The following is a 22,730-nucleotide window of genomic DNA, read 5'->3' as shown; positions in this document are numbered from 1 at the left end:
TACATGAAAAGAAAGCACTTTTTATCTTTGGTCTTATTTCTTATCCTTTCTACTAGTTGTAGTCCTCAGAAAAGCAATGCTTCGTTGATGATTATTAAACCTTATGAAATATCAGAAAAAGAACTCGATATTTCACAAACATTTCCTGTCCCCCAAGGGAATATCCATTTTTATGAAGTTTCCCTTCTAAATAAACAGGATGAAGTACATACAACGCTTGAATATTACCAACATGGGGAAAAAATAAAAGATATCGCTTGGTTGTCTTCTGCTCATTTCCAAGAGAAAACCATCAAACTTTCTTTCGCTTTTAATTTTAACAATGAAACACCTAAAGTACGGGAGTGGTTTATGAATATTGAAGGAAGTTCATATAAGGGTTTTGAAGAACTATCTCTGAATATTACTGACTCTTCATTTGCACAAATCAATGAGCCGAAAAAAATAAAATATAATACAAAAGTTCCTCTTGCTGTTTGGGTGAATAATTTAAATCCGGAATCAACTTCCGTCTTTTTTCCAGAGAATAAAAAAATATTAGAGCAATTAATTCAAAAAAATGAGCATGTCTATTTATATAGCGTCGAAATAAAAGGCGTTGATGCATTACAATAGCATCACCGCCTTTTTCTTTACACGTTACTATTTCATTTCGCCATTTATAGACGGTAATCCCTCACTACTTGTCATTTTCCACTTCTATTCGCTTTTTCTCCCTAGCAATTTTTAAAAACTCTAATAGTTCAGGACTACTATTCGTTTTCCTGTATGCAACTGACATCTCTGCCACAAAATTAGAATCATATATGGCCTTATATACAACTTCTGTTTTATACAACTTATTAGCAGATACAGGAATAACAGTTATACCAATTCCTGCTGCAACAAGCCCCATAACAGTTTGATACTCTGTCGCTTCTTGTACAATATGTGGACTGAATCCAGCACTACGGCATAACGACAAAATTGTGTCGTATAATGCAGGCCAGACTGGTCTCGTTATAAATACGAATGGCTCATCTTGCAAATCTTCAATATGAATCTCTTCCTTCTCTGCAAGCGGATGTGCCTTTGGTAAACATAGCGTACAAGACAGCTTTTGAATAGGCTCTAATTCTAATAATTGTGTCGTAATCGGTGGACGTAAAAATCCAACATCGATTCGATTGTCATGAAGTGCATTGACCTGATCAGGCGTCGATAATTCATGTAGTACAACGGATACCCTTGGGAATTTCTTGCGATATTCCCTAACAATAGACGGTAAAATATCGTATATTGCCGCTCCTACAAATCCAATCGAAAGCGAGCCAACTTCTCCCCTTTGTGCGCTTTGCGCAACCTCTACTGCTTTGTCAATTTGATTAAAAGCTTTTTTCACTTCGATTAAAAACATTTCTCCCGCTTCAGTCAACTCAACCTTTCTTTTCGTTCTTGAAAATAATGTAACTCCCATTTCTTTTTCTAATTGCTGAATTTGTTGACTAAGAGGTGGCTGTGTCATTTGTAAACGAGCAGCTGCTCGCCCAAAATGTAACTCCTCTGCTACAACCACAAAATATTGCAAATGCCGTAATTCCATCTTGTACACCCTTTTCGATTAATATGTATAATAAATTAATAACATATAATTTATATATTAGACAAATATTTTAAAAGAACGTATAGTAGAAATTGTTGATTCTTTTTACAAATTTTATGTAAAAAACGAAAGAGGTGTTACTGTATGAAATGGTGGAAATTAAGTGGACAAATTCTACTATTATTTTGTTTTGCTTGGACAGGTGAATGGATCGCAAAACAGGCACACCTCCCTATTCCAGGAAGTATTATCGGTATTTTTTTATTATTAATTTCATTAAAATTTAACCTAGTGAAAAAAGAATGGATTCAAGATGGAGCAGACTTTTTATTAAAGGAACTTATTTTATTTTTCATCCCCTCTGCTGTCGCTGTTATCCGCTACAAAGATACACTTTCACAATATGGGATCGATCTCATTTTAATTATCATGATTAGTACGCTGTGTGTAACACTTGTCACTGGAATCTTAACAGAGCTGCTACTAAAGCGGAAAGGAGCAGCACAATGATTGGCCTTTTTTGTTTACTATTAACACTATTAACATATTGGATTTCTAAGAAACTATATCAACGCTGGAATTGGAGTATACTTTCACCACTCCTCGTTTGTCCAATTATTTTAATCGCACTATTACTGGGGCTAGATACACCTTATGAAACATATGATTCTGGTGGTCATTGGCTAACCGAACTATTAAAACCAGCAACAGTAGCTTTTGCATGGCCCATCTATAAATACTTTGATTTGTTAAAAAAACATGCAAGTGCAATTTTAATTAACGTCGTTGTTGGTTCTTTATTATCTGTTATTACTTCGGCTCTTCTAGCAGATGCTTTTCATATTGATTCAACACTAGAACATAGCTTAGCACCACATATTGTCACAACACCAATTGCAATGGCGATCTCAGAAATGATTGGTGGTATGTCCCAATTAACAGCAGTGTTTGTTGTACTGACAGCATTAACAGGAGCGCTCTTAGGACCTTCTCTCATTCGCATATGCCGTATTAAAACAGCAATCGCTAAAGGCATTATGTTAGGTACTAGCGCTAACGGAACCGGTACGTCAAAAGCATTTGAAATCGGTCCTGTTGAAGGTACAATTGCAAGTTTATCCATGCTTTTAACTGCTGGAGCAAGTTTAGTCATCGTGCCACTTTTCTTATCTTGGTTGCATTAAAAAAGTAAGTGTTTTCGCACTTGCTTTTTCATTTTAACTCCATATTCACATATCGACATAACAATTCATAATCTTCAGGGAAAGCTAAAGAAAGCTCTCTTAATTCACTAATCCCCTTCCAAACAATCTCATAAATTAATCCATCTAGATCTTGTATATTCATATAGCCCCCTGTTTGTTTCACAAAATAATAATGAACATGGACAGGAACACCATATGTTACACCTTTTTTTCATATATTTTATGTACAACCTCTACACAATAACCTGTTTCTTCCCATACTTCTCGAACGTAGTATTCTTCAAGCGTTTCGCCTTCTTCTTGTCCACCACCTGGTACAGAACATCTTTTCGGTTCATCTTTTTGTCCTTGTAATACCATCAAAATTTCATTTCTTTCATTCACACATATAGCTGCCGCTCCAATCCATCTTTTCATTTCTCTCTCCTTTCCTACCTAATATTCTCCCTTCTTTTATCCCGCATTAACGGGCAGTAATACCCAACCTCAAAATTCAGCGAAAGCAAAGAAGTTAGGTGGGGGATAAACTGCCCGTAAAAGCCCGATTCGTTCAACTAATAATCAGTGGGGGATGAAGAAAACCCCCACTGATTAAAGTTTCACTTTATTCTTCTCCTTGAAAATAAAGGAAAAATCTGAATTTGTAGCGAAAGATTATATCAACTTCAAAGACAACTTATTCTTAGAAATTCGGACGGAAGGATGAGATTATGATTTCTAAATATGTTGTAGACTGTGTCTTTTGTGAAGAAAACCGAAAACCTCGGCAAGCAACTGTTACCGTATCCGCTACTTCTCATACACTTGCCATTCAAAAAGTAACAGATGAATGCAAACGCCGCTTTGGAAAAACATTATTATTACAAACAGAAATCACTGATGAGCTACTTTTAAACAAAAAAGAAAGCTGACCATTCATTGGTCAGCTTTCTTCATCCGATCATATTTTCACATGAAGATTAGGGGCATCCTCTTTAAGGATCGGGATTCCCCATTATGTACGTTCCATAATGGGCATCGAACAATATATTTCTATACAATTAAATATTGAATAGAATAGGGCAAAACTTGTTCGCATTTTTAGAAAAGGGATAGGGATATAATACTAGTGATACGTCGAATAATCGAACGTTACACTCATTATATTATAGTAAATCCTTTTATATGGGAAATATGAATTACTTACATAATTCATACGTAAAACATATTAATAAATTGCTATATATTTTTCTTATTACGAAAAATCACGCACAATAATTTGTGAAGATGAGCAGCCACACCACTTCCTCCTCAACATTTTATTTCTTACTCCATTAATAACATACAACCGGCCAAAATAGGGGTCATAATCATCGAAAGTTTCAAAATCATCTGCGGTGCATAATTCGTAAACTTCGCCCCTATATAAGCTCCTAGCATTGTTCCAATTAAAACTTGTGCTAGTAACATGTAATCTAAGTACCCTTCAGAGCTATATCCAGCCCCACCACCGATTGCAATTGGTAGAATAACAAGCATTGTAGTTCCTACTGACTGCTGAATCGTTAAACCTAGTAATACCATTAATCCTAGTTGAATAAAGGGCGCTGAACCAATTCCAAATGCCCCTGCCAACCCTCCCGTTACTACTCCCAACACAATACATTTACCTAGTACAACGGTAGATAATTGCGTATGTCCAGTCATAGAAAATTCCCTTTGATTTTGAAGAAAGAGTAATCGAATGAACATAAATAGTGCAGATAAAAATAGCATACCAGCCGTAAACCAATGAAGAAGATGCGCTGGAATCCCTGCACCAAATTTAGAACCAATATATGATCCAGCTGCTCCAAATCCTCCAACAATACTACCAATTTTCAATACAACATTCCCTTCCCTGTAATGGCTTAACACTCCAGAAAGTGTTGTAAATGCCATAGCGGTTAATGATGTTGCAAGGGCTACATGAATCGGAATATGAAATATAAGAGTAAGTACTGCAATGATAAATCCAGCTCCGCCTGCTCCAACAAAACCTAATAAAATCCCCATTAGAAACATCGTAATAATAATAGCCACTTTCTTTCCCCCCAATGGCTCTATTATCTAATATTTATCTTTTTTTATGCAAATAAAAAAGCATCCGCACAGGATGCTTTTCACTATTTTCTAATATTCATAATATGTACCCGCTTAATCTTGATTAATTAAAATAACAGCCGGACCAGAAACAACTACCCCAGCCACTTCGATTTTTTCAAACTCCTTAACTGTAATGGATATAACACCTTCTCTTTCCATTAATTCCTTACTCAGGGCTTCAGTCGGTATTTTCTTCACCGTCTTACCTCCTTTTCATTCTTGTCTCCTAATATCATTACATTTTCTTGTTCAATATAGCATCATAAAGCTAGCACGTATGGTTTCAAATAAATTCCAATACATCTAAGTATATATACACCAACACCTCCACTTTCATTCCTATTCCGTACACAATATGCAATTCCTTTCCGGAATATATTGAAAAAAAATAAAAAGCATCCGTACAGGATGCTTTCATCATTATTTCGATTCACGTGAGAACTTTGTATATACCCCAATCCCTGCAAGTAGTACTCCCAATCCCGCAAATACAGTACCTAGGCCCAAAAAGAATGAACCTAGGGTTTGTAAATCTTCCATTAATCTTTTTGAATCTTATATTTCATTACTTTATCATTATCATTAAAATAAAGAACGAGCCTCTCACTATCTATTCGAATGAAACCTCTCTCATCTCCAAGATAATAGATAATTTGATTCGTTTCCTTAAAACGCCCTGTTTCTGTTGGATTTCCTAATAATTGCAATACCTCTTCCTTTGACTTACCTACTAATTTATGTTTTTCTAACAGATCATCTACTATATATACTCTCTTGCTTTCCTCTTCTAACCATGCATCTCTATGGAATTTTGAGTTATATTCATTTATTCCGAGCTGCACTGCACAACACAAAAACAGACTCATCCCAACACCTGTTATGATTTTGAGCTCTCTCTTATGCTTTTCATTATTTTTATTTAAAGAAATCTTCCAGATTACCCATTGAATGAGAAGTAGAACAATAAACGGTAACAATATAACTGATATACTCTCTACACTATAAGATAAATGACTTATAGCGATTATGAGAATGAAAGCAAAATATATGAATAGATACAGAAATACATAAAGATATAGTATTCCTCACAATAAAGTATTTTTATATTTCCTCAAGAAAGAACCACCTTTACTTTGGAATTTAGCCTCTAGCCCGCTTAAACTCTCATATAATTCATATGTTCAATCATTTCTTTTATCTCTTGTAATTCTTTTACGGTATATAACTCTTTTCCTTTTATTTTTTCATTTCTAAAATAAGTAACAATTTGCTCCCTATCCTTCAGTCGAGGTAATGTTTCATTGGAAAGATCTATAACTACATTCATATTTCCAGCAGTCTCATTTCCAAAGTATACAATAGGCTTAACTACATCTTTCAAATCTTTCTGATAACATTCTTTGAAGTAATCATATAAAACAGATGATACATGTTGTATTTTATAAACAGGATTCTCCTCATTTTCTACTCTTAGAATCAATGAATTTCCGTCTGAAGATCCCTCTGTAACAAAACTGAACGTCTCTTCCTTTTTATGTTCATTCTGATACTGACCAATCTCATCAATCATAAATGAATATATTCCTGCATTTTCTTTCGTCAATCCATGAATCAATCGGCCCTTCCACTCTATCGTCTCAATGACATAAATTCCAGTCGTACATAATACAAGGTGATCAATTCGAATATTACCACTTTTATTTTCTTTTCTATTATAAGTATTTGGTATAAATACATTCGGAATAATATGTAGCTCATCTTCCTCTAAGATTCCTTGCTGAACAAATCCTCGTTTCATATAATATAATATTTCATGCGTATTCATTTCTTCTCCATTTTTAGAATACGTTCTTAACTCTGCAATTAAATTTTGCAATATATAGACCTCATTACTATGTTTCTGTTGCATCTCACTACGTTCTTTATTATGCTGCACAGCCAATTGATTCTTCATCATTCTCATGTTTTCTACTTCTCTAGCTGTACTCTCTTTTAAATCGGTGTACTTTTTACGCTCTATGCTTTTTAATGTCTCTTGTTTTTCTTCATACGTTGCTACTGTTGCCGCAATCTCACTTTGATAACTTTCTATTGATTTCGTCTTTTCAAATTCTACTTGTTGATTTTCTGATTCTAGCTGTTTGTTCTTATAAAAGAGTATAAATATTCCAACCAGTAGTACTAAAATTACAGATATAAGTACATATTCCATCTTTTCTTCTCCTTTATTACATAATCCATTAGTTTTTATATGTATTTACTTTATTATACTATGCTATAGAAAAATTCTCTGTAAGAATTGGGTATTTTTTCATTTAAAATCTCTATATTGTTACCTCCAAAACATAAGCTTTCATACAATAAAAGGTATCTTTATTAAGATACTTTTTTAACTTGTCCCATCCTCTACCAAAAATATTTTTTTCTTCCGTATAGAATATGTACGACCTTCACAGACGGACACTACCTTCATGTAGTGAAAATCGGAATTTTTATTACTCATCTGAAATGCATTTCTATATCTTCAATAACTTACTGAATCCTCCCTATTTCCTCGCATTTACTATATACTAGAAAAAAGCCTTCAAACACCTTGAAACTACAAGGCTTTTTGAAGGCTTCCTTTATTCTGAAGTAAGTACATATTATAATACAATCCCTGCTTACTAAGTAACTCTTGATGTGTTCCTCTTTCTACAATTTTCCCTTCATGCATAACAAAGATTTGGTCAGAATCTTGAATAGTAGATAAGCGGTGTGCAATCGCTATTGTGGTTCTACCTTTTCTCATGCGCTGCAAGGCCGTTTGAATTGCTTCTTCCGTTTCTGTATCAATATTTGCCGTTGCTTCGTCCAATACTAATACTTTCGGATTTGTTGCAATCGTTCTAGCAAACGCAATGAGTTGCCTTTGCCCACTTGAGAATGCAGCACCTCTTTCTACTACTTCCGTATCATACTGCTCTGGTAATCTCTCAATAAACGTATTCGCTTGCACAAATCGTGCCGCTTCTTCTACTTCTTCATCAGTAATACTTTCATTATACATACGAATATTTTGTTTCACATTTCCCGCAAACAAGAAAGCATCTTGCAGCACGAGACCGATTCTCTTGCGAATTTCCTGTTCTTCAAATTTCTCTAAGTTTACCCCGTCTATAACAATATTACCTGCTTTAATATCATAGAATCGCATTAACAAGTTCATAATTGTACTTTTTCCACTTCCGGTATGCCCAACAAAAGCAACCGTTTGCCCTGGTTTTACGTGGAAGGATACATTCTTCAACACATCACGTTTTCCATCATAAGAAAATGTAACATCTTTAAATTCAATTTCTCCTTCATCTACTTTCGGATCTTCATTCCCTTTTTGAATAGGGGCTAAATCTTTTTCATCCATTAAATGAAAAACCCGAGATGATGAAACGAGAGCTTGCTGGAAGAAAGATAATTTCATCATCATTTCATTTATAGGTTGGAAGAAACGATGAATATAGTTAACAAAGGCATATAATACACCAACCTCAACCGGACTTTTCAAAGCGTCAATCCCGAATAAAGCGAGTACTAATGCAATTGCTACAATATGTACAAGATCTGTCGCCGGACGTAAAAACAATGCATCTAACTTTAACGTACGACGCCCAGCACCATAATGCTTATCATTCACTTCTTCAAACTCTTTTCGCATCCGTTTTTCTTGACGGAATACTTGCACAATATTCATTCCTTGAATGGATTCATTCAGCTTAGCATTTAATATACTTAATTGACTGCGAAGCTCTAAATAAAAAGCAGAACTTTTCCGGCGATACATCGCCATAATTGTGAGCATAATTGGAATAAGTACAAGAGAACATAACGCTAGTTTCACATCCAGTAAAAACATTGCCACTAAAATTCCAATTAAAAATACAACATTTTTTACAAACGTTGATAACACACTTACATAAAAATCTTTAATAGCTTCTGTATCATTTGTTATACGAGATACAAGGGTACCAATTGGCGTACGATCAAAAAAGCTTAGTGACAACCGTTGTACATACTCATACACTTCAACTCGCATATCTTGAACAATTTTGAAAGCTATGTTTTGGAAATATAATAAATTTAAATACGTAAATAAAACCTTTAATAAATGTGCAATCATATATACGACAAATAAAGTGACTAGTGCCGATTGTTCAAAGTTATGCGGAACTAAATGTTCATCAAGAAACTGCTTAATTAAAAACGGACCCATCATTTCTGCAACTGTTGCACAAACTAGAAATAGAAATGCAAGCGACAATAAACCTTTATACGGTCTCATATAAGAAAGTAACCGCCACAAATCACCTCTTTTTTTCTCAGCCATTATATACTTCCCTTCTCAACTAACGCTTCTAACTGCTGACTTTCATACATCTCCCTATACCAACCTTCTTGCTTCATTAATTGTTTATGTGTACCACGCTGCACAATTTTCCCTTCATCAACAACAAGAATTAGGTTTGCATGTTGAATAGCGCTTAATCGATGCGCCGTGATAATCGTGGTTTTTTGCGCTCTTTCTCGTTTTAGTGCTGTTAAAATTGTTTCTTCTGTCTTTGCATCAACTGCAGATAAACAATCATCTAAAATTAAAATTTCAGCATTTGTTAGTAATGCACGTGCAATAGAAATTCGCTGTTTTTGTCCCCCTGATAAGGAAACGCCACGTTCGCCAACTACTGTATCATACCCTTCCGAAAATTGGACAATATCGTCATGAATACATGCAATATCAGCAGCACGTGTAATGTCTTTATATGTAGCACTTGACTTCCCAAATGCAATATTTTCACCAATACTTGCTGAAAATAAAAAGTGATCTTGAGGAACATACGAAATCGCAGATCGAACTCCATGAAGGGTCATATCACGAATATCTCGATCCCCGACTTTTAACTCACCAATAAAATGATCATATTCCCTGATTAAACATTTTAATAATGTGGTTTTCCCTGCACCTGTGCGGCCAACAATACCTAATGTTTCACCTTTTTTCAAAATAAAATGTATATCTTCTAAATTAAGCGTTTCATCTTTCTTATAAGAAAAGGTATCAATTGCAAACGTAATATCTCCGCTTGCCTCTTTATGTATTGCTCCTTCTTTGTTCATCACATCAGAAGTTTGAGATAGAATTTTTTCCACACGGTCATACGAAGCACGCCCGCGTTCCATAATGTTAAACAACCATCCAAATGCGAGCATCGGCCAAACAAGTGTCCCTAAATATGTTGTAAAGGTAATAAGTTCACCAACCGTCAATTCTCCTCGAACAACCAATAACGAGCCATAACAAACTGCAATTAAGAATGAAAAACCGACAATAAGAGAAATTGTTGGATCAAATAATGAATCGATGCGAGCGACTAACATATTTTTATGTACGACATCTTCTGACTTCTTTCGAAATGCTTGTAAATCTTCTGTTTCTTGACCTAGTGAGCGAATCACTTTCATCCCACTCATACTCTCTTGTACTTTATCATTGATTTCAGAAAATGCTTGCTGCGCTTTATGAAAGCGTCTGTGTAGTAAAGTACCATAGTAGTTAGTAGATATTGCTACAATCGGCATCGGAATTAAACTTAACAACGTTAATTTCCAACTAATTGTAAAACCCATAACCACGAGCACACATCCACCTACAGCTAATGAATCAACAAGCGTCAACACGCCCGCTCCAGCAGTTTGTTGAATTGCTTGAATATCATTCGTTGCATGTGCCATTAAGTCCCCTGTTCGATGGGATTGATAAAAAGATGGACTCATGTTTGTAAAATGTTCATACAACTTCTTTCGTAATTGGCGGGCGAGCTTTAGAGAAGATCCAAAAATCATAATACGCCATATATATCGCAATATATACATCGTAATCCCCACAACCACTAAAAGGACAACCCACTTTAACAACTTTTCAGATGTTAATGTTTGATTGTTAATTTCGTCTACGACGATTCCAATTACTTTTGGTGCAACTAGCTCAAGAAGCGCTACACCGAATAGTAAAATAATCCCCATTATATACGCTCGTTTTTCTTGTTTAAAAAACCAAGCTAAATTTAAAAATACTTTCATTATATCCCCCTCCCTTGAAATGAGCGATGTTTTCAGTTTATCAAAATTACAGAATTTTTAAAAGTTTTAAACACTAAATACGCCCAAAAGGAAAGGACACTCTCATCGAGTGCCCCTTAGCGCTTATTTCATTTGTTGTTTGCTCATTGCGCTCATCATTTGATTGATCTTCTTTTGGGATGGTTTTTGTCCCATTTGCATCATCATCATCTTTAACATTTGTTCATTAATTGGTGGATTTTTTTCTAAGTAATTCATCATGTATTTACGGGCGATGAAAAATCCTAACGCCACGCCTGCTACTAGTGCTAATACGCCCACTAGAATACCTAACCAAATTGGCATATATTTTCCTCCTTCATGTTGTCTACCTTACAGTGTACTAAAACCTTTTCAATAAGACAAGATTATATTCGACATTTTTTACACATATGTTCTGACTTGTTTCAAAGGATTTAACCAGCCGTATCGTTTATTTTCATAATCCATCGCTAAAAATGTTAATTCACATTTCCTAAGCACCTCAAAGAAAGTTGTTTCCATTGATACATTTCCAGATGTGTTCATTTGAATATATCGTGATTTTACCGTTATTTCACCATATTCCGCCCCAGTATAAAGCATGTGCATATGATGCGTTCGATTATACTTCCCAAGACTGCGTAAAGCCTGTTCTAATTTATGGTGAATTTTCATTACTTGTAATGGCATCGTAATATACATCATCTGCTTATATAACACTTTTTTTTCTGAAAGGGAACCAGACTCTGAAAATCGAGCAAATAAATCAAAAAACAAATATTCACGACCAAAGTATGCCTTCGCAATATCTTCTTGAATCAAATACAATTCATACGTTTTCATTCTTTCCCTCCCGATCTGGACAACCTTTTTTCTCTACATTATATAGAAGAAAATATGCAATGATTGTCTGACTACGGAGAAAGAAAAAACTTTTTCTGTCGAATAAACTCATTTACATAGAAAAATCTCTCCATGCCGGAGAGATTTTTCACAAATCATTAAAGCATTTCTTTTACTTTACGAACAACATTTTCTACAGTAAAGCCATACTCTTCGATGATCTTTTCACCAGGAGCAGAAGCACCGAATGTATCGATACCTAATACATCTCCATCAAGACCAACGTAACGGTGCCATCCGAAAGTAGCACCCATTTCGATTGCGAAACGTTTCGTTACTGCTTTTGGTAATACAGATTCTTTGTATTCAGCAGATTGTGCTTCAAATCGATCCATAGATGGCATGCTGACAACAGCTGCGTCAATACCATCTGCTGCTAATGCTTTTTGAGCTTCAATTGCTAAGCTTACTTCAGAACCAGTTGCAAGTAGGATTGCATCAGCAGTTTCTTTCTTGCTTGCAGAAATTACATATGCACCTTTTGACACTTTTTCATACGTCTCGTCTTTTGCACCTTCTAATGTTGGAAGATCTTGACGAGTTAGAATTAATGCAGTCGGTGTTTTTGTAGATTCTAACGCTAATTTCCAAGCTGCAACAGATTCGTTACCGTCAGCAGGACGAATAACAGATACGTTTGGCATCGCACGAAGCGCTGCTAGTTGTTCAACTGGTTCATGAGTCGGTCCATCTTCTCCTACTGCAATACTGTCATGTGTAAACACATATGTTACAGGTAATTGCATTAACGCCGCAAGACGAATTGCTGGACGTAAGTAATCAGAGAATACGAAGAACGTACCACCGTAAGTTTTTAAACCGCCATGAAGTGCAATACCGTTCATTGCTGCACCCATTGCGAACTCACGTACACCGTACCAAATGTTTTTACCGCTGTAGTCAGCTCTTGTAAAGTCTTTTTCATTATTCATGTATGTTTTGTTAGAACCAGCAAGGTCTGCAGATCCACCAAAGAATGATGGTACAGCTTCTGCAATCGCATTAATTACAGCACCTGAAGAAGAACGAGTTGCCGTTTTTGATCCTAATTCATAAGTTGGTAAGTTTTGATCCCAACCTTCTGGAAGAAGACCTTTCATTGCTGCTTGTAATTCATTTGCTAATTCTGGATATGCTTGTGCATATTCACCGAACATTGTATTCCATGCAGCTTGTGCTGTTTCACCAGCATCTTGTACCGTTTTACGGAAGTTATCATAAACTTCTTCTGGCACGTGGAAATCTTGCTCAAATGACCAAGCATATGTTTCTTTTGTTAATTTCGTTTCGTCTACACCAAGTGGAGAACCATGTGAAGCAGATTTTCCTGATTTGTTTGGAGAACCGAAACCAATTGTTGTTCTTACTTCAATTAGCGTTGGGCGTTTTTCGTCAGCTTTCGCTTCTTCAATTGCTTTCGCAACCTCTTCAATATCATTTCCATCTTCAACACGGATTACTTGCCAGCCGTATGCTTTATAACGATCTTCTACACTTTCTGAGAATGAACGATTTAAATCGCCATCTAATGAAATGTCGTTAGAATCATACAACACAACAAGTCGACCTAACCCTAAATGAGCAGCTAATGAAGATGCTTCAGCAGAAACGCCTTCCATTAAGTCGCCGTCACCGCAAATTGCATATGTATAATGATCAACTACATTGTACGCATCACGGTTGTACTTCGCTGCTAAATGTCTTTCAGCCATCGCCATACCAACAGCTGTTGAAATACCTTGTCCAAGTGGGCCAGTTGTTGCGTCTACGCCTGCTGTATGACCAAATTCAGGATGCCCTGGAGTTTTACTTCCCCATTGACGGAAGTTCTTTAAGTCATCCATTGTTACGTCGTAACCAGATAGATGAAGTAGGCTATATAATAACATTGAACCATGACCTGCAGATAATACGAAACGATCGCGGTTAAACCACGTTGGGTTATTTGGATTATGTTTCATAAATTGCGTCCATAATGTATAAGCCATTGGTGCTGCCCCCATTGGCATTCCTGGGTGACCAGAGTTTGCTTTTTCAATCGCATCGATGGATAATGTGCGAATCGTGTTGATAGAAAGTTGTTCGATTGAATGTGACATGCTATTCTTCCCTTCGCTTATATTAGTAAACGTTTTACACATTTATATGATAGCTTCCCACGCAAGATTATACAACATGTATCGACAAATATGTTGATGTTTTTTCGATTTTTTATAAAAAAAACTGTGATTTCCGGAATGTATGGGCATTCAATCTGCCATACTTTTTCATTGTTTGTATTTTGAAAACAAAGGGAATTATCTGTATTTTTATTCATAGCTATTAAATATTTTCATTTCTTTATTTTCTCTCGCCCAATCACTATAGCTACAAACCTTTTTTTAGAACACCTATTTCTTTATTTATATTCTGTATGGACATTAATTAAATCGCTACTTATCGATGTCACACCAAGAGCTTGTACACATATATGATGATGTAACATCTTTCCACTTACATTCCATTTCAAAGACCACCCGTCCGCTCCATTAATATCATATCCGATTAATTGTCTTTCTTCCCATGTTGCTGTACCCGTTGGAACGAGCCAAAACAGCATGGTATCGGTATGTTTTGCTTTCACATATATCGTAATTTCTTTCGTTTCTTTTGGAACTTCAATCCAATTATTCTTTTCAGACATATCAGTATATGTTTCCATAATTACAGGAACCAGTTCCTGTACCTTTGAAATATCCACTAAACAACAAATACTAGCACCATATAAAAATAAGCATTTACAAAACTGAATCATCCCATCACCTCTAAGATAGTAGCATTCCCTCAAAATTTTTTCATATCAATAGCCCCCTATAAAACAAAAAACACCTCTTATTGGGCACTTAGCCGAAATAAAAGATGCTTTTTTCAATAACCTCTATAAACGATTCATACAATCCGCTTTCGAATTGAACTAGAAATGAAATCAATAATAATAACCATTATAATAATCCCGAGCAAGATGATTCCTACACGCGACCAATTCCGAGAGCTTAATGCAAAAATTAACGGTGTTCCAATTCCGCCTGCTCCGATAACACCTAAAATAGCAGCAGATCGGATATTAATTTCAAATCGGTATAACGTATACGATAAAAAATCCGGTAATACTTGTGGCAAGACTGCATACCAAAGTACTTGAAAACGATTTGCTCCAGTAGCAATCAATGCCTCAGTAGGCCCTTTATCTATATTCTCAATCCCTTCAGAATATAATTTTCCAAGCATACCAATCGAATGTAACCCTAAAGCTAATACGCCCGCAAAAGAACCAGGACCAACTGCTTTTATAAAAAGAAGAGCCATGACTAGTTCAGGAAACGTCCGAATAAAACTTAATACAAACTTCCCTATCCCAGAAGTCATTCTTCCTGTACTCATATTTGTCGCTGCCCAAAATGCAAATGGCACGCACAAAAAAGCCGATATAAATGTACCTAATACAGCAATTGCTAGCGTATCAATCAGCCCGTGCAATAAATCCTCACCACCTGGTAAAGATACATACGCCCAATCTGGATTGAACATTCCTGTCATAATGGCCTTTGTAATTTGGCCAGCTGTTTCTTTTATCCCATCCATTGGTATACCTGAAAATGCCCAAACGTATAAAGCGGCTAGTGCAATAAGAATCCCCCAGCGATATAAACTTGGTTTCTTCTGTTTTGGTATTGTGATTGTCGATCTACTCATAATAATTTCTCCCGTACTACTGTACCCACATAGTCAATCAATAATACAACAATAAGCGTATATATAATAATAGAAGCTGTTTGTTGGTATTGTAAGAACCCAAGTGTGCGATCGTAATACAATCCAATTCCACCGGCACCGACTAACCCTAAAACAGCCGCCGCACGCACATTCACTTCAAATGTATACAAAACATAGGACACAAAATGTGCTGTTACTTGCGGAATGACTGCATATACAATCCACTGCACTTTATTCGCCCCTACTGCTGTCATCGCTTCTAATGGCCCTGGATCAATGGATTCAATTGATTCATACAATAATTTTGCAACAAGTCCAACAGAGAAAAAAGTAAGTGCTAAAATGCCTGGGAGCGGACCAATCCCAAAAATCGCAACAAAAATTGCCGCTAATAATAAATCCGGTATTGTACGAATTATATTTAAAAAAAATCTAGCCAGACCATATAAAAAAGCAGATGAAAATACATTACTTGCTGCAAACAATGCAAGCGGCATGGCGAGAATCGCTCCCAAAGTTGTTCCAATAATCGCCATTCGAATTGTGTCCAAAATTGCCGGCGTAATTGTTTTAAAATAACTCCATTCTGGTGGTACCATTTCTTTCAGCAACTCCAACATATTCGGAAGACCCATTACAAGCTTCGAGAAAGATGCATCTACTTGTACACTACTCCCCCAAAATAATAAAATAATAAGTACCAATGTTAACACGTGTTTCAGTTTATTTGGTGGCTTCGGCATTGATTTTGTATTCATTGTCACTTCGTTCATTTTACCGCCACTCCTAAAAACTCATCTTTATGAATAGGACGACCATAAATTTCAGCGAATTTCTCATCGGTTGCTTCTTCCACCGGACCATCAAAAACTATTTCTCCTGCATGCAACCCAATAATACGCGTTGCATATTCTCTCGCTAAATCAATAGAATGTAAGTTTACAATTGTTGTAATTCCTAATTCCTTATTAATTTGCTTTAAATCATCCATCACTTGTTTCGTAGTAAGTGGATCTAAAGAGGCAATCGGTTCATCTGCTAAAATGATTTTTGCTTCTTGCGCTAATGCTCTTGCAATTGAAACACGTTGCTGTTGACCCCCTGATAGTTCATCAGCTCTCGCATATGCTTTTTCTAAAATATTCACACGTTCTAATGCCCGAAATGCAAGCTCTACATCCTCTTTCGGAAAAAGCCCGAACGTTGTGCGCATTGTAGAATGATATCCTATACGTCCAGCTAATACATTTTTCAACACAGTAGATCGCTTTACAAGATTAAAACTTTGAAAAATCATGCCGATATCTCGGCGAAGGTGCCGTAACTCTTTTCCTTTTGCAGCTGTAATCGATTGTCCATCAATGAAAATTTCTCCATCGGTAATTTCGTGAAGACGATTAATGGATCGAAGAAGCGTTGATTTTCCAGCTCCAGATAAGCCAACTGTAACAACAAATTCACCTTTATGAATCTTCACATTGATCTTATTCAATCCTTTTGTACCATTCTGATATACTTTAGAAACATTTTGAAACTCTATCACACGTCTTACCTACTTTCTACATGTTATAAGAAACTCAAAAACGGCAAACTAACGGAAACTGAATATCGTTTCAGCTAGTCGCCATTTTTAATTATTATTCAAAAGCAATCTATAGATTACTGCGTTTTTACTTTCTTTCCATAGTCACGAACAATATCAAACTTACTATCATCTGATTTCACATATCCTTCATGTGAGTACACTTCTTTAATGATTTTATGACCTTCTTCATTCTTTCCAATCTCAATAAACGCATCTTGCAATTTCTTGCTCCATTCAGCGTCTAAATCCGAACGTACAGAAATCGTATCATTTGGAATTTTTTCTGTGAATTTCACAATTTTTGTCTTATCAAATACATCTGGATAATCTTTTTTAACAATATTGCGAGCGTCTTGGAATACAACCGCTGCATCAACATCCCCATTTAAAAGAGCAATAATAGATTGATCATGACCTTTTAATGTAACAGGTTTCACATCTTTTAATGGATCGACTCCCTCTTTCATTAAAACAGCTGCTGGCCACACATAGCCTGCGGAAGATGTCACATCTTGATATCCAATTTTTTTACCTTTTAAATCCTTAATACTGTTAATACTAGAATCTTTCTTTACAACAAACTCAGATTTATAAAAGTCTACTAAATCTTTTGTTGGTTGTCCTGTCGCTTCATCTACTCCAAAACGCTGTGCTTGTAATATTACATTTGCCGCTTTCTTTTCATGAGCTAACACATACGCTGTTGGGGGTAAAAAGCCTACATCTACTTGCTTAGATGCCATTGCTTCTACAATTGTGTTGTAATTCGTTGAAACACTAACTTTTACAGGAATATTAAGCTTATCGCTTAACAACTTTTCTAACGGTTTTGCTTTTGCTTCTAACGTATCCGCATTTTGCGAAGGAACAAATTGAACATTTAACGTTTTCGGAACATACCCTTTTTTCGTCTTTTCACTTTTATTTGCACTCGATTCTTTTGCTCCACAACCGCTTAATAACCCCACCGCTAGCAGTGTTGTTGCTCCCATCGCGAAAACTTTTTTCAACATGTCAAAGCCTCCAATTTTTTAGTTATAAAATAACAAGCTGTAAACATGTAGAAATATAGCATATATTTTCAAGTTCAGTGTTTAATTTACAGAATCTTTACACTTTCTAAACATTCTATACAAACACCCTCCTAAATATCTGTTATGATTTATCATAAAATAACAATAGAGAAGGTTGATAAAATTGACGCAAAATAAAATTGTAAATATAAACATTCTATTAACAAGCGATATACATGGTACAGTTTATCCACTGCACTATCGAAATAATGAATCAGCAGAACTCGGATTAGCAAAAATCGCTACACGCATCAAGCAGGAACGCTCCAAACATGAACATGTAATTGTAATTGATAACGGAGATTTTATCCAAGGAACCCCTTTCACCTATCACTACGCTACATATGAACAAAATAAAAAAAACCCAATGTCCTTACTTGCTAATCACATTGGTTATGATGCAGCTGTTATTGGAAATCACGAATTTAATTATGGAATGGATGTATTAAATAGAGCTGTTACAAATGCAAATATGCCCTATCTATCCGCTAATATTTTAGATAAAAATACACAGGAACCATACTTCGGGAAACCATATGTCATAAAACATATAGAACCTAATATAAAAGTGGCTATTGTAGGAGTAACAACGCATTATATTCCGAATTGGGAACAGCCAGCACATGTTAAAGATTTAATATTTAAAGATGCACTAAAAACAACAAAAAAATGGGTTTCCTATATCCGTGAACAAGAGCAACCAGACTTACTAGTCATAGCATACCACGGCGGTTTTGAGCGAAATTTACAAACTGGAGAACCGACAGAAATTTTAACCGGAGAAAATCAAGGATATGCAATGTGTCAAGAAATAGACGGTATGGATATATTACTAACAGGGCATCAACATCGCTCTATTGCAAATGCGAAAGTAAATGGTGTAACAGTTTTACAAACTGGATGTAACGGCCATTCATTAGGAAAAGTTCAAGTGGAATTAGAACAAAATAATGATCGGTGGATGATTAAGAAATGTCATTCCGAACTGTTATCTGTAAAAGGTGTTCAAGCAGACGAAGCGGTGCTTTCACTTGTATCTAACTATGAAAATCAGACACAAAAGTGGCTAGATCAACCAATTGGCACCATCATCGGCGACATGCGAATTCACGATGCAATGCAAGTACGTTTATATGATCATCCCTTTATTGAATTTATAAATAAAGTACAAATGAATGTAGCTGGAGTCGACATTTCTTGCACAAGCTTGTTTCATAATGAAGCTCCTGGCTTTCCAAACCACATTACGATGAGAGACATTGTCTCTAATTACATTTACCCAAATACATTAAAAGTCATTCGTGTTGCGGGAAAAGATATAAAAGAAGCTCTTGAGCTATCTGCTGAATATTTCATGTTACATACAGACGGGGATATTATTGTAAATCCTATCTATAACGAACCAAAACCACAGCACTATAACTACGATATGTGGGAAGGAATTTCATATATATTAAACATCTCAAAACCAATTGGTGAAAGAGTTGTTTCCTTGCAGTATAAAGGATCTCCTATTGACCTTGAGCAAGAGCACGATGTCGTTATGAACAATTATCGTGCAAGCGGAGGCGGAAATTATTTTATGTATAAAAACAAGCCCCTCATAAAAGAAATACCAATTGATATGTCCGAGCTTATTACCAACTATATATTAGAACGAAAGACAGTGGAAGCAACGACCAATCAGAATTGGAAAGTTATCAAATAACAAATCTTTCTATGAAAATTAAAAAAGATGGGCGTAGCCCATCTTTTAATTTAATTTTGTATTATCTTGCTTCTTTAATGCTTTTAATTTCGTCGGAGTAATATCTTTACCCTCTTCGTTAACAACTTTAATCCCTTTTAATTCGTTTAACATGTTTTGACGAAATCCTTTTAAATATTGTTCACGGAGCGATTGGCGCTCGCGTTGTTCTTCTTCAGTTAAACCTTCAGATTTTGCTTTTTTCGCTAAGAAGTTAATGCGTTCAATGAGTTCGTGACTTAGCATCTCGAATCCCCTTTCTACTTAAAACTGATTATTATCATACAATAGTTAGTCTTGTTTATCAAGCAATTGCTTCGTATACTCCACATACCTACGGTGTACCGTCGCTTTTGAAACATCATAACCAAACCCACGAAGCGTTGCCGCAATTTCTTCAAATGTCAATTCATTACGGCGCAAGCGTACGATTTCTTCAATTGGTACTTCTTTCTTTTCACGTCCTGAATTTAAATGACGATTTTTTAAATTTTTCTCTGGACGAAACCCTTTTTCTACCGCTCGTTTCATCCCCCTTTTAATCTTCAAATTATGAATTTTTCTCTGGTATTCTTCGACTATACCAATAATATCTAGCACCATTGAATCCGAATCAGAAAGTTGTAATTCACCATTATGTGTATGCGTATATACCTTTACCCCTTCTTTATGTAAACAATGCATTAAAGCAATCTTCGCATTCCCTCTACCAAGGCGCGTTTCATCTTGAATAAGAAGTACATCGACCTGTTCATCTCGAACCATATCCAAAACTTCTAATATCCCATCTCTTTCAATCGTATATCCGCTCGCCTTCTCATCGATTACCTTTATAACATTCATTTGATACCGCTCAGCTAAATGCAATAATTCATCTTTTTGGCGTGATAATGATGTTTCCTGTGCTTCTTTCGTTGTGCTTACGCGTGCATAAATGATTGCATTCATTTCGAACCCCTCTTCCTCATTTTGATTTTTCTATTAGTTTATCATAAATCTCCCTGTTGTTCGAACTTATGTTTGTAGAATGTTTTTTCGCATGTTATACTTATAAGTAAGAAAATTGAAAGAAAACGAGGTGTTAAACGAACATGGAAAAGTTAACAAAACGCCAGCAAGACATTCTCGACTTCATTAAACTAAAAGTACAAGAAAAAGGGTATCCACCTTCCGTACGTGAAATTGGTCAAGCCGTTGGCCTTGCTTCTAGTTCTACAGTGCACGGACATTTATCGCGTCTAGAAGAAAAAGGTTACATTCGACGTGATCCAACAAAACCAAGAGCTATTGAAATTTTAGGAGAAATGAGAATAGCAACAGAAACACAATCTGTTGTTCAAGTCCCGATTGTTGGAAAAGTTACAGCTGGATTACCAATTACAGCCGTTGAGAGTGTAGAAGAACACTTCCCACTTCCTGCAAGCGTTGTTGCCGGAGCAGATCAAGTATTTATGCTACGAATCTCTGGGGATAGTATGATTGAAGCAGGTATTTTCGATGGAGACTTAGTTGTAGTTCGTCAACAGCATTCTGCATATAACGGCGAGATTGTAGTTGCTCTAACAGAAGACAACGAAGCAACAGTAAAACGTTTTTATAAAGAAAAAGATCATTTCCGCTTACAACCAGAAAACTCTTCCCTAGAGCCTATCATTTTAAAACAAGTGTCGGTTATTGGAAAAGTAATTGGTGTGTATCGTGATTTACATTAAAAAATAGACCAGTAAAACTTAAACATACTATAATTAGAAGAGGATATTATGTTCAATATAGAGCATATATCCTCTTTTTTACACATAATAGAATGAATAATCAGACATTCAAATTTTGTTCATTATGTATACGATGACACATTACGAAATTCGCGTTTTGTTGATGGGACCCCATCGCCATCAACTTAAGAAAAGTAAACATCCCCAAAACAAAAAAATGAGCTGACTTCTCAAAATAACTAACTGTAGAGAAAGAAAATTTTCATTTAGGGGGTACTTCAAAACCWTAGCTTGATGGCGATRGGGTCACCATATCAAAAAAAGAAAATTGTACGTTTAGACACATTTTTCAACCGCTTCCTGTACGTTAAGAGATTGGTTATTTTTTACAGTTTTTTATAATGAAATTCTAAATATCTAATTATAATAGGTGAAAAAGACGATCAATAGTTGGGGTACGAAAATGATTCGAATTTGCATTNTTTTTTACAGTTTTTTATAATGAAATTCTAAATATCTAATTATAATAGGTGAAAAAGACGATCAATAGTTGGGGTACGAAAATGATTCGAATTTGCATTCTTTCTCAATACATATTATGGATAAATAAAGTAAAATATGGGTTGAGGGTATGTCTCATGTTGTGTTAAYCCTAACAATAACTAAGGATACATAATATGCTTTCATACCTTTAAATAATTTTGTTATAGAAGGGATGGAGATTTAAATGGYTCAAATTGTTGATATTGATAGATACCTTTGTACTGGGGCTTTAATCTATACGAGTGAGGGCCTTTTCCCTAAGCCTTGTCAGGAGGTAAGGAACAGTAAGTAACCACCTATACAATATGAATAGAGGAGAGGAATGCCTTATGAAAATACGTAGTCAAATTACATTTGCAAGTCTGGCT

At 35.6% G+C, this 22,730-nt stretch carries 23 protein-coding genes and 1 pseudogene; 6 read left to right on the top strand and 18 right to left on the bottom strand.

Going from position 1 to position 22,730, the window contains the following annotated elements:
- Positions 1 to 3 precede the first annotated feature (3 nt).
- Positions 4 to 615: a hypothetical protein gene (locus AZF08_RS10150; RefSeq protein ID WP_033675994.1), complete on the top strand. Its 612-nt coding sequence runs from the start codon at positions 4 to 6 to the stop codon at positions 613 to 615.
- Between the two features lie 64 nt (positions 616 to 679).
- On the opposite strand, the gene alsR is transcribed toward AZF08_RS10150, so the two are convergent.
- Positions 680 to 1,582: an acetoin biosynthesis transcriptional regulator AlsR gene (alsR, locus tag AZF08_RS10145; RefSeq protein WP_033675992.1), complete on the bottom strand. Its 903-nt coding sequence runs from the start codon at positions 1,580 to 1,582 to the stop codon at positions 680 to 682.
- 144 nt (positions 1,583 to 1,726) lie between these two features.
- Here alsR and AZF08_RS10140 point away from each other — a divergent pair, with 144 nt between their 5' ends.
- On the top strand, positions 1,727 to 2,092 hold the full coding sequence (locus AZF08_RS10140; RefSeq protein WP_033675991.1) for a CidA/LrgA family holin-like protein: 366 nt from the start codon (positions 1,727 to 1,729) through the stop codon (positions 2,090 to 2,092).
- A complete protein-coding gene (locus tag AZF08_RS10135) occupies positions 2,089 to 2,766 on the top strand; it encodes an LrgB family protein (RefSeq protein WP_033675989.1) in 678 nt (225 codons plus the stop codon). Before AZF08_RS10140 ends, AZF08_RS10135 begins: the two co-directional genes overlap by 4 nt.
- A gap of 28 nt (positions 2,767 to 2,794) precedes the next feature.
- Here AZF08_RS10135 and AZF08_RS10130 read toward each other — a convergent pair.
- Positions 2,795 to 3,204, bottom strand: a pseudogene (locus AZF08_RS10130) (NUDIX hydrolase).
- A gap of 293 nt (positions 3,205 to 3,497) precedes the next feature.
- On the opposite strand from AZF08_RS10130, the gene AZF08_RS10125 reads away from it, so the two are divergent.
- Entirely contained in the window at positions 3,498 to 3,698 is a 201-nt protein-coding gene (locus AZF08_RS10125) for a DUF3903 domain-containing protein (protein ID WP_033675987.1), read from the top strand.
- Between the two features lie 394 nt (positions 3,699 to 4,092).
- Here AZF08_RS10125 and AZF08_RS10120 read toward each other — a convergent pair whose 3' ends face one another.
- The 14 genes from AZF08_RS10120 to AZF08_RS10055 form a co-directional block, all read right to left on the bottom strand.
- Positions 4,093 to 4,848 carry a sulfite exporter TauE/SafE family protein gene (locus AZF08_RS10120; RefSeq protein WP_033675985.1) on the bottom strand — a complete coding sequence of 252 codons (756 nt, stop codon included), beginning with the start codon at positions 4,846 to 4,848 and terminating at the stop codon, positions 4,093 to 4,095.
- Between the two features lie 114 nt (positions 4,849 to 4,962).
- The gene (locus tag AZF08_RS29800) at positions 4,963 to 5,109 is read right to left on the bottom strand and encodes a BC1881 family protein (protein WP_003199195.1); all 147 of its coding nucleotides are present in this window, start codon (positions 5,107 to 5,109) and stop codon (positions 4,963 to 4,965) included.
- 341 nt (positions 5,110 to 5,450) lie between these two features.
- Positions 5,451 to 5,777 (bottom strand): outer membrane protein assembly factor BamE domain-containing protein, encoded by a 327-nt coding sequence (bamE, locus tag AZF08_RS31200; protein WP_235604056.1) that lies wholly within the window; start codon positions 5,775 to 5,777, stop codon positions 5,451 to 5,453.
- A 290-nt stretch (positions 5,778 to 6,067) separates the two neighbouring features.
- Entirely contained in the window at positions 6,068 to 7,123 is a 1,056-nt protein-coding gene (locus AZF08_RS10105; protein ID WP_033675981.1) for a nuclease-related domain-containing protein, read from the bottom strand.
- A gap of 387 nt (positions 7,124 to 7,510) precedes the next feature.
- On the bottom strand, positions 7,511 to 9,274 hold the full coding sequence (locus tag AZF08_RS10100; RefSeq protein ID WP_033675979.1) for an ABC transporter ATP-binding protein: 1,764 nt from the start codon (positions 9,272 to 9,274) through the stop codon (positions 7,511 to 7,513).
- Entirely contained in the window at positions 9,274 to 11,025 is a 1,752-nt protein-coding gene (locus tag AZF08_RS10095; protein WP_033675978.1) for an ABC transporter transmembrane domain-containing protein, read from the bottom strand. The genes AZF08_RS10100 and AZF08_RS10095 overlap by 1 nt, the downstream gene beginning before the upstream one ends.
- Positions 11,026 to 11,148: 123 nt before the next feature.
- Positions 11,149 to 11,370: a YneF family protein gene (locus tag AZF08_RS10090; RefSeq protein WP_033675976.1), complete on the bottom strand. Its 222-nt coding sequence runs from the start codon at positions 11,368 to 11,370 to the stop codon at positions 11,149 to 11,151.
- Between the two features lie 78 nt (positions 11,371 to 11,448).
- Positions 11,449 to 11,889 carry a sporulation inhibitor of replication protein SirA gene (gene sirA, locus AZF08_RS10085; RefSeq protein ID WP_033675974.1) on the bottom strand — a complete coding sequence of 147 codons (441 nt, stop codon included), beginning with the start codon at positions 11,887 to 11,889 and terminating at the stop codon, positions 11,449 to 11,451.
- Positions 11,890 to 12,047: 158 nt separating this feature from the next.
- Positions 12,048 to 14,048: a transketolase gene (gene tkt / locus AZF08_RS10080; RefSeq protein ID WP_033675973.1), complete on the bottom strand. Its 2,001-nt coding sequence runs from the start codon at positions 14,046 to 14,048 to the stop codon at positions 12,048 to 12,050.
- Between the two features lie 299 nt (positions 14,049 to 14,347).
- Positions 14,348 to 14,743: a hypothetical protein gene (locus tag AZF08_RS10075; RefSeq protein ID WP_051725830.1), complete on the bottom strand. Its 396-nt coding sequence runs from the start codon at positions 14,741 to 14,743 to the stop codon at positions 14,348 to 14,350.
- A 134-nt stretch (positions 14,744 to 14,877) separates the two neighbouring features.
- Entirely contained in the window at positions 14,878 to 15,681 is an 804-nt protein-coding gene (gene phnE, locus AZF08_RS10070; RefSeq protein ID WP_033675972.1) for a phosphonate ABC transporter, permease protein PhnE, read from the bottom strand.
- Positions 15,678 to 16,475, bottom strand: coding sequence for a phosphonate ABC transporter, permease protein PhnE (phnE, locus tag AZF08_RS10065; protein ID WP_033675969.1), 798 nt, complete (start codon positions 16,473 to 16,475; stop codon positions 15,678 to 15,680). The genes phnE (AZF08_RS10070) and phnE (AZF08_RS10065) overlap by 4 nt, the downstream gene beginning before the upstream one ends.
- Complete coding sequence (phnC, locus tag AZF08_RS10060) at positions 16,472 to 17,245, bottom strand: phosphonate ABC transporter ATP-binding protein (protein WP_033675967.1); 774 nt, start codon at positions 17,243 to 17,245, stop codon at positions 16,472 to 16,474. The genes phnE (AZF08_RS10065) and phnC overlap by 4 nt, the downstream gene beginning before the upstream one ends.
- 116 nt (positions 17,246 to 17,361) lie before the next feature.
- The gene (locus tag AZF08_RS10055) at positions 17,362 to 18,300 is read right to left on the bottom strand and encodes a phosphate/phosphite/phosphonate ABC transporter substrate-binding protein (protein ID WP_033675966.1); all 939 of its coding nucleotides are present in this window, start codon (positions 18,298 to 18,300) and stop codon (positions 17,362 to 17,364) included.
- Between the two features lie 184 nt (positions 18,301 to 18,484).
- Between AZF08_RS10055 and AZF08_RS10050 the strand changes: the two genes are divergently transcribed.
- A complete protein-coding gene (locus AZF08_RS10050; protein WP_033675964.1) occupies positions 18,485 to 20,068 on the top strand; it encodes a bifunctional metallophosphatase/5'-nucleotidase in 1,584 nt (527 codons plus the stop codon).
- Positions 20,069 to 20,113: 45 nt separating this feature from the next.
- Here the strand turns inward: AZF08_RS10050 and AZF08_RS10045 are convergent, their stop codons facing one another.
- A complete protein-coding gene (locus tag AZF08_RS10045; protein WP_033675962.1) occupies positions 20,114 to 20,353 on the bottom strand; it encodes a DUF896 domain-containing protein in 240 nt (79 codons plus the stop codon).
- Positions 20,354 to 20,398: 45 nt separating this feature from the next.
- Entirely contained in the window at positions 20,399 to 21,055 is a 657-nt protein-coding gene (locus AZF08_RS10040; RefSeq protein ID WP_033675960.1) for a YneB family resolvase-like protein, read from the bottom strand.
- 143 nt (positions 21,056 to 21,198) lie between these two features.
- Here AZF08_RS10040 and lexA point away from each other — a divergent pair, with 143 nt between their 5' ends.
- Positions 21,199 to 21,819 carry a transcriptional repressor LexA gene (gene lexA, locus AZF08_RS10035; protein ID WP_033675957.1) on the top strand — a complete coding sequence of 207 codons (621 nt, stop codon included), beginning with the start codon at positions 21,199 to 21,201 and terminating at the stop codon, positions 21,817 to 21,819.
- Positions 21,820 to 22,730 lie beyond the last annotated feature (911 nt).

The sequence above is a fragment of the Bacillus gaemokensis genome (assembly GCF_001590835.1).
Lineage (GTDB): Bacteria > Bacillota > Bacilli > Bacillales > Bacillaceae_G > Bacillus_A > Bacillus_A gaemokensis.
The sequence above is the reverse complement of the archived record's forward strand: the minus strand, read 5'-3'. Positions and strand labels throughout refer to the sequence as shown.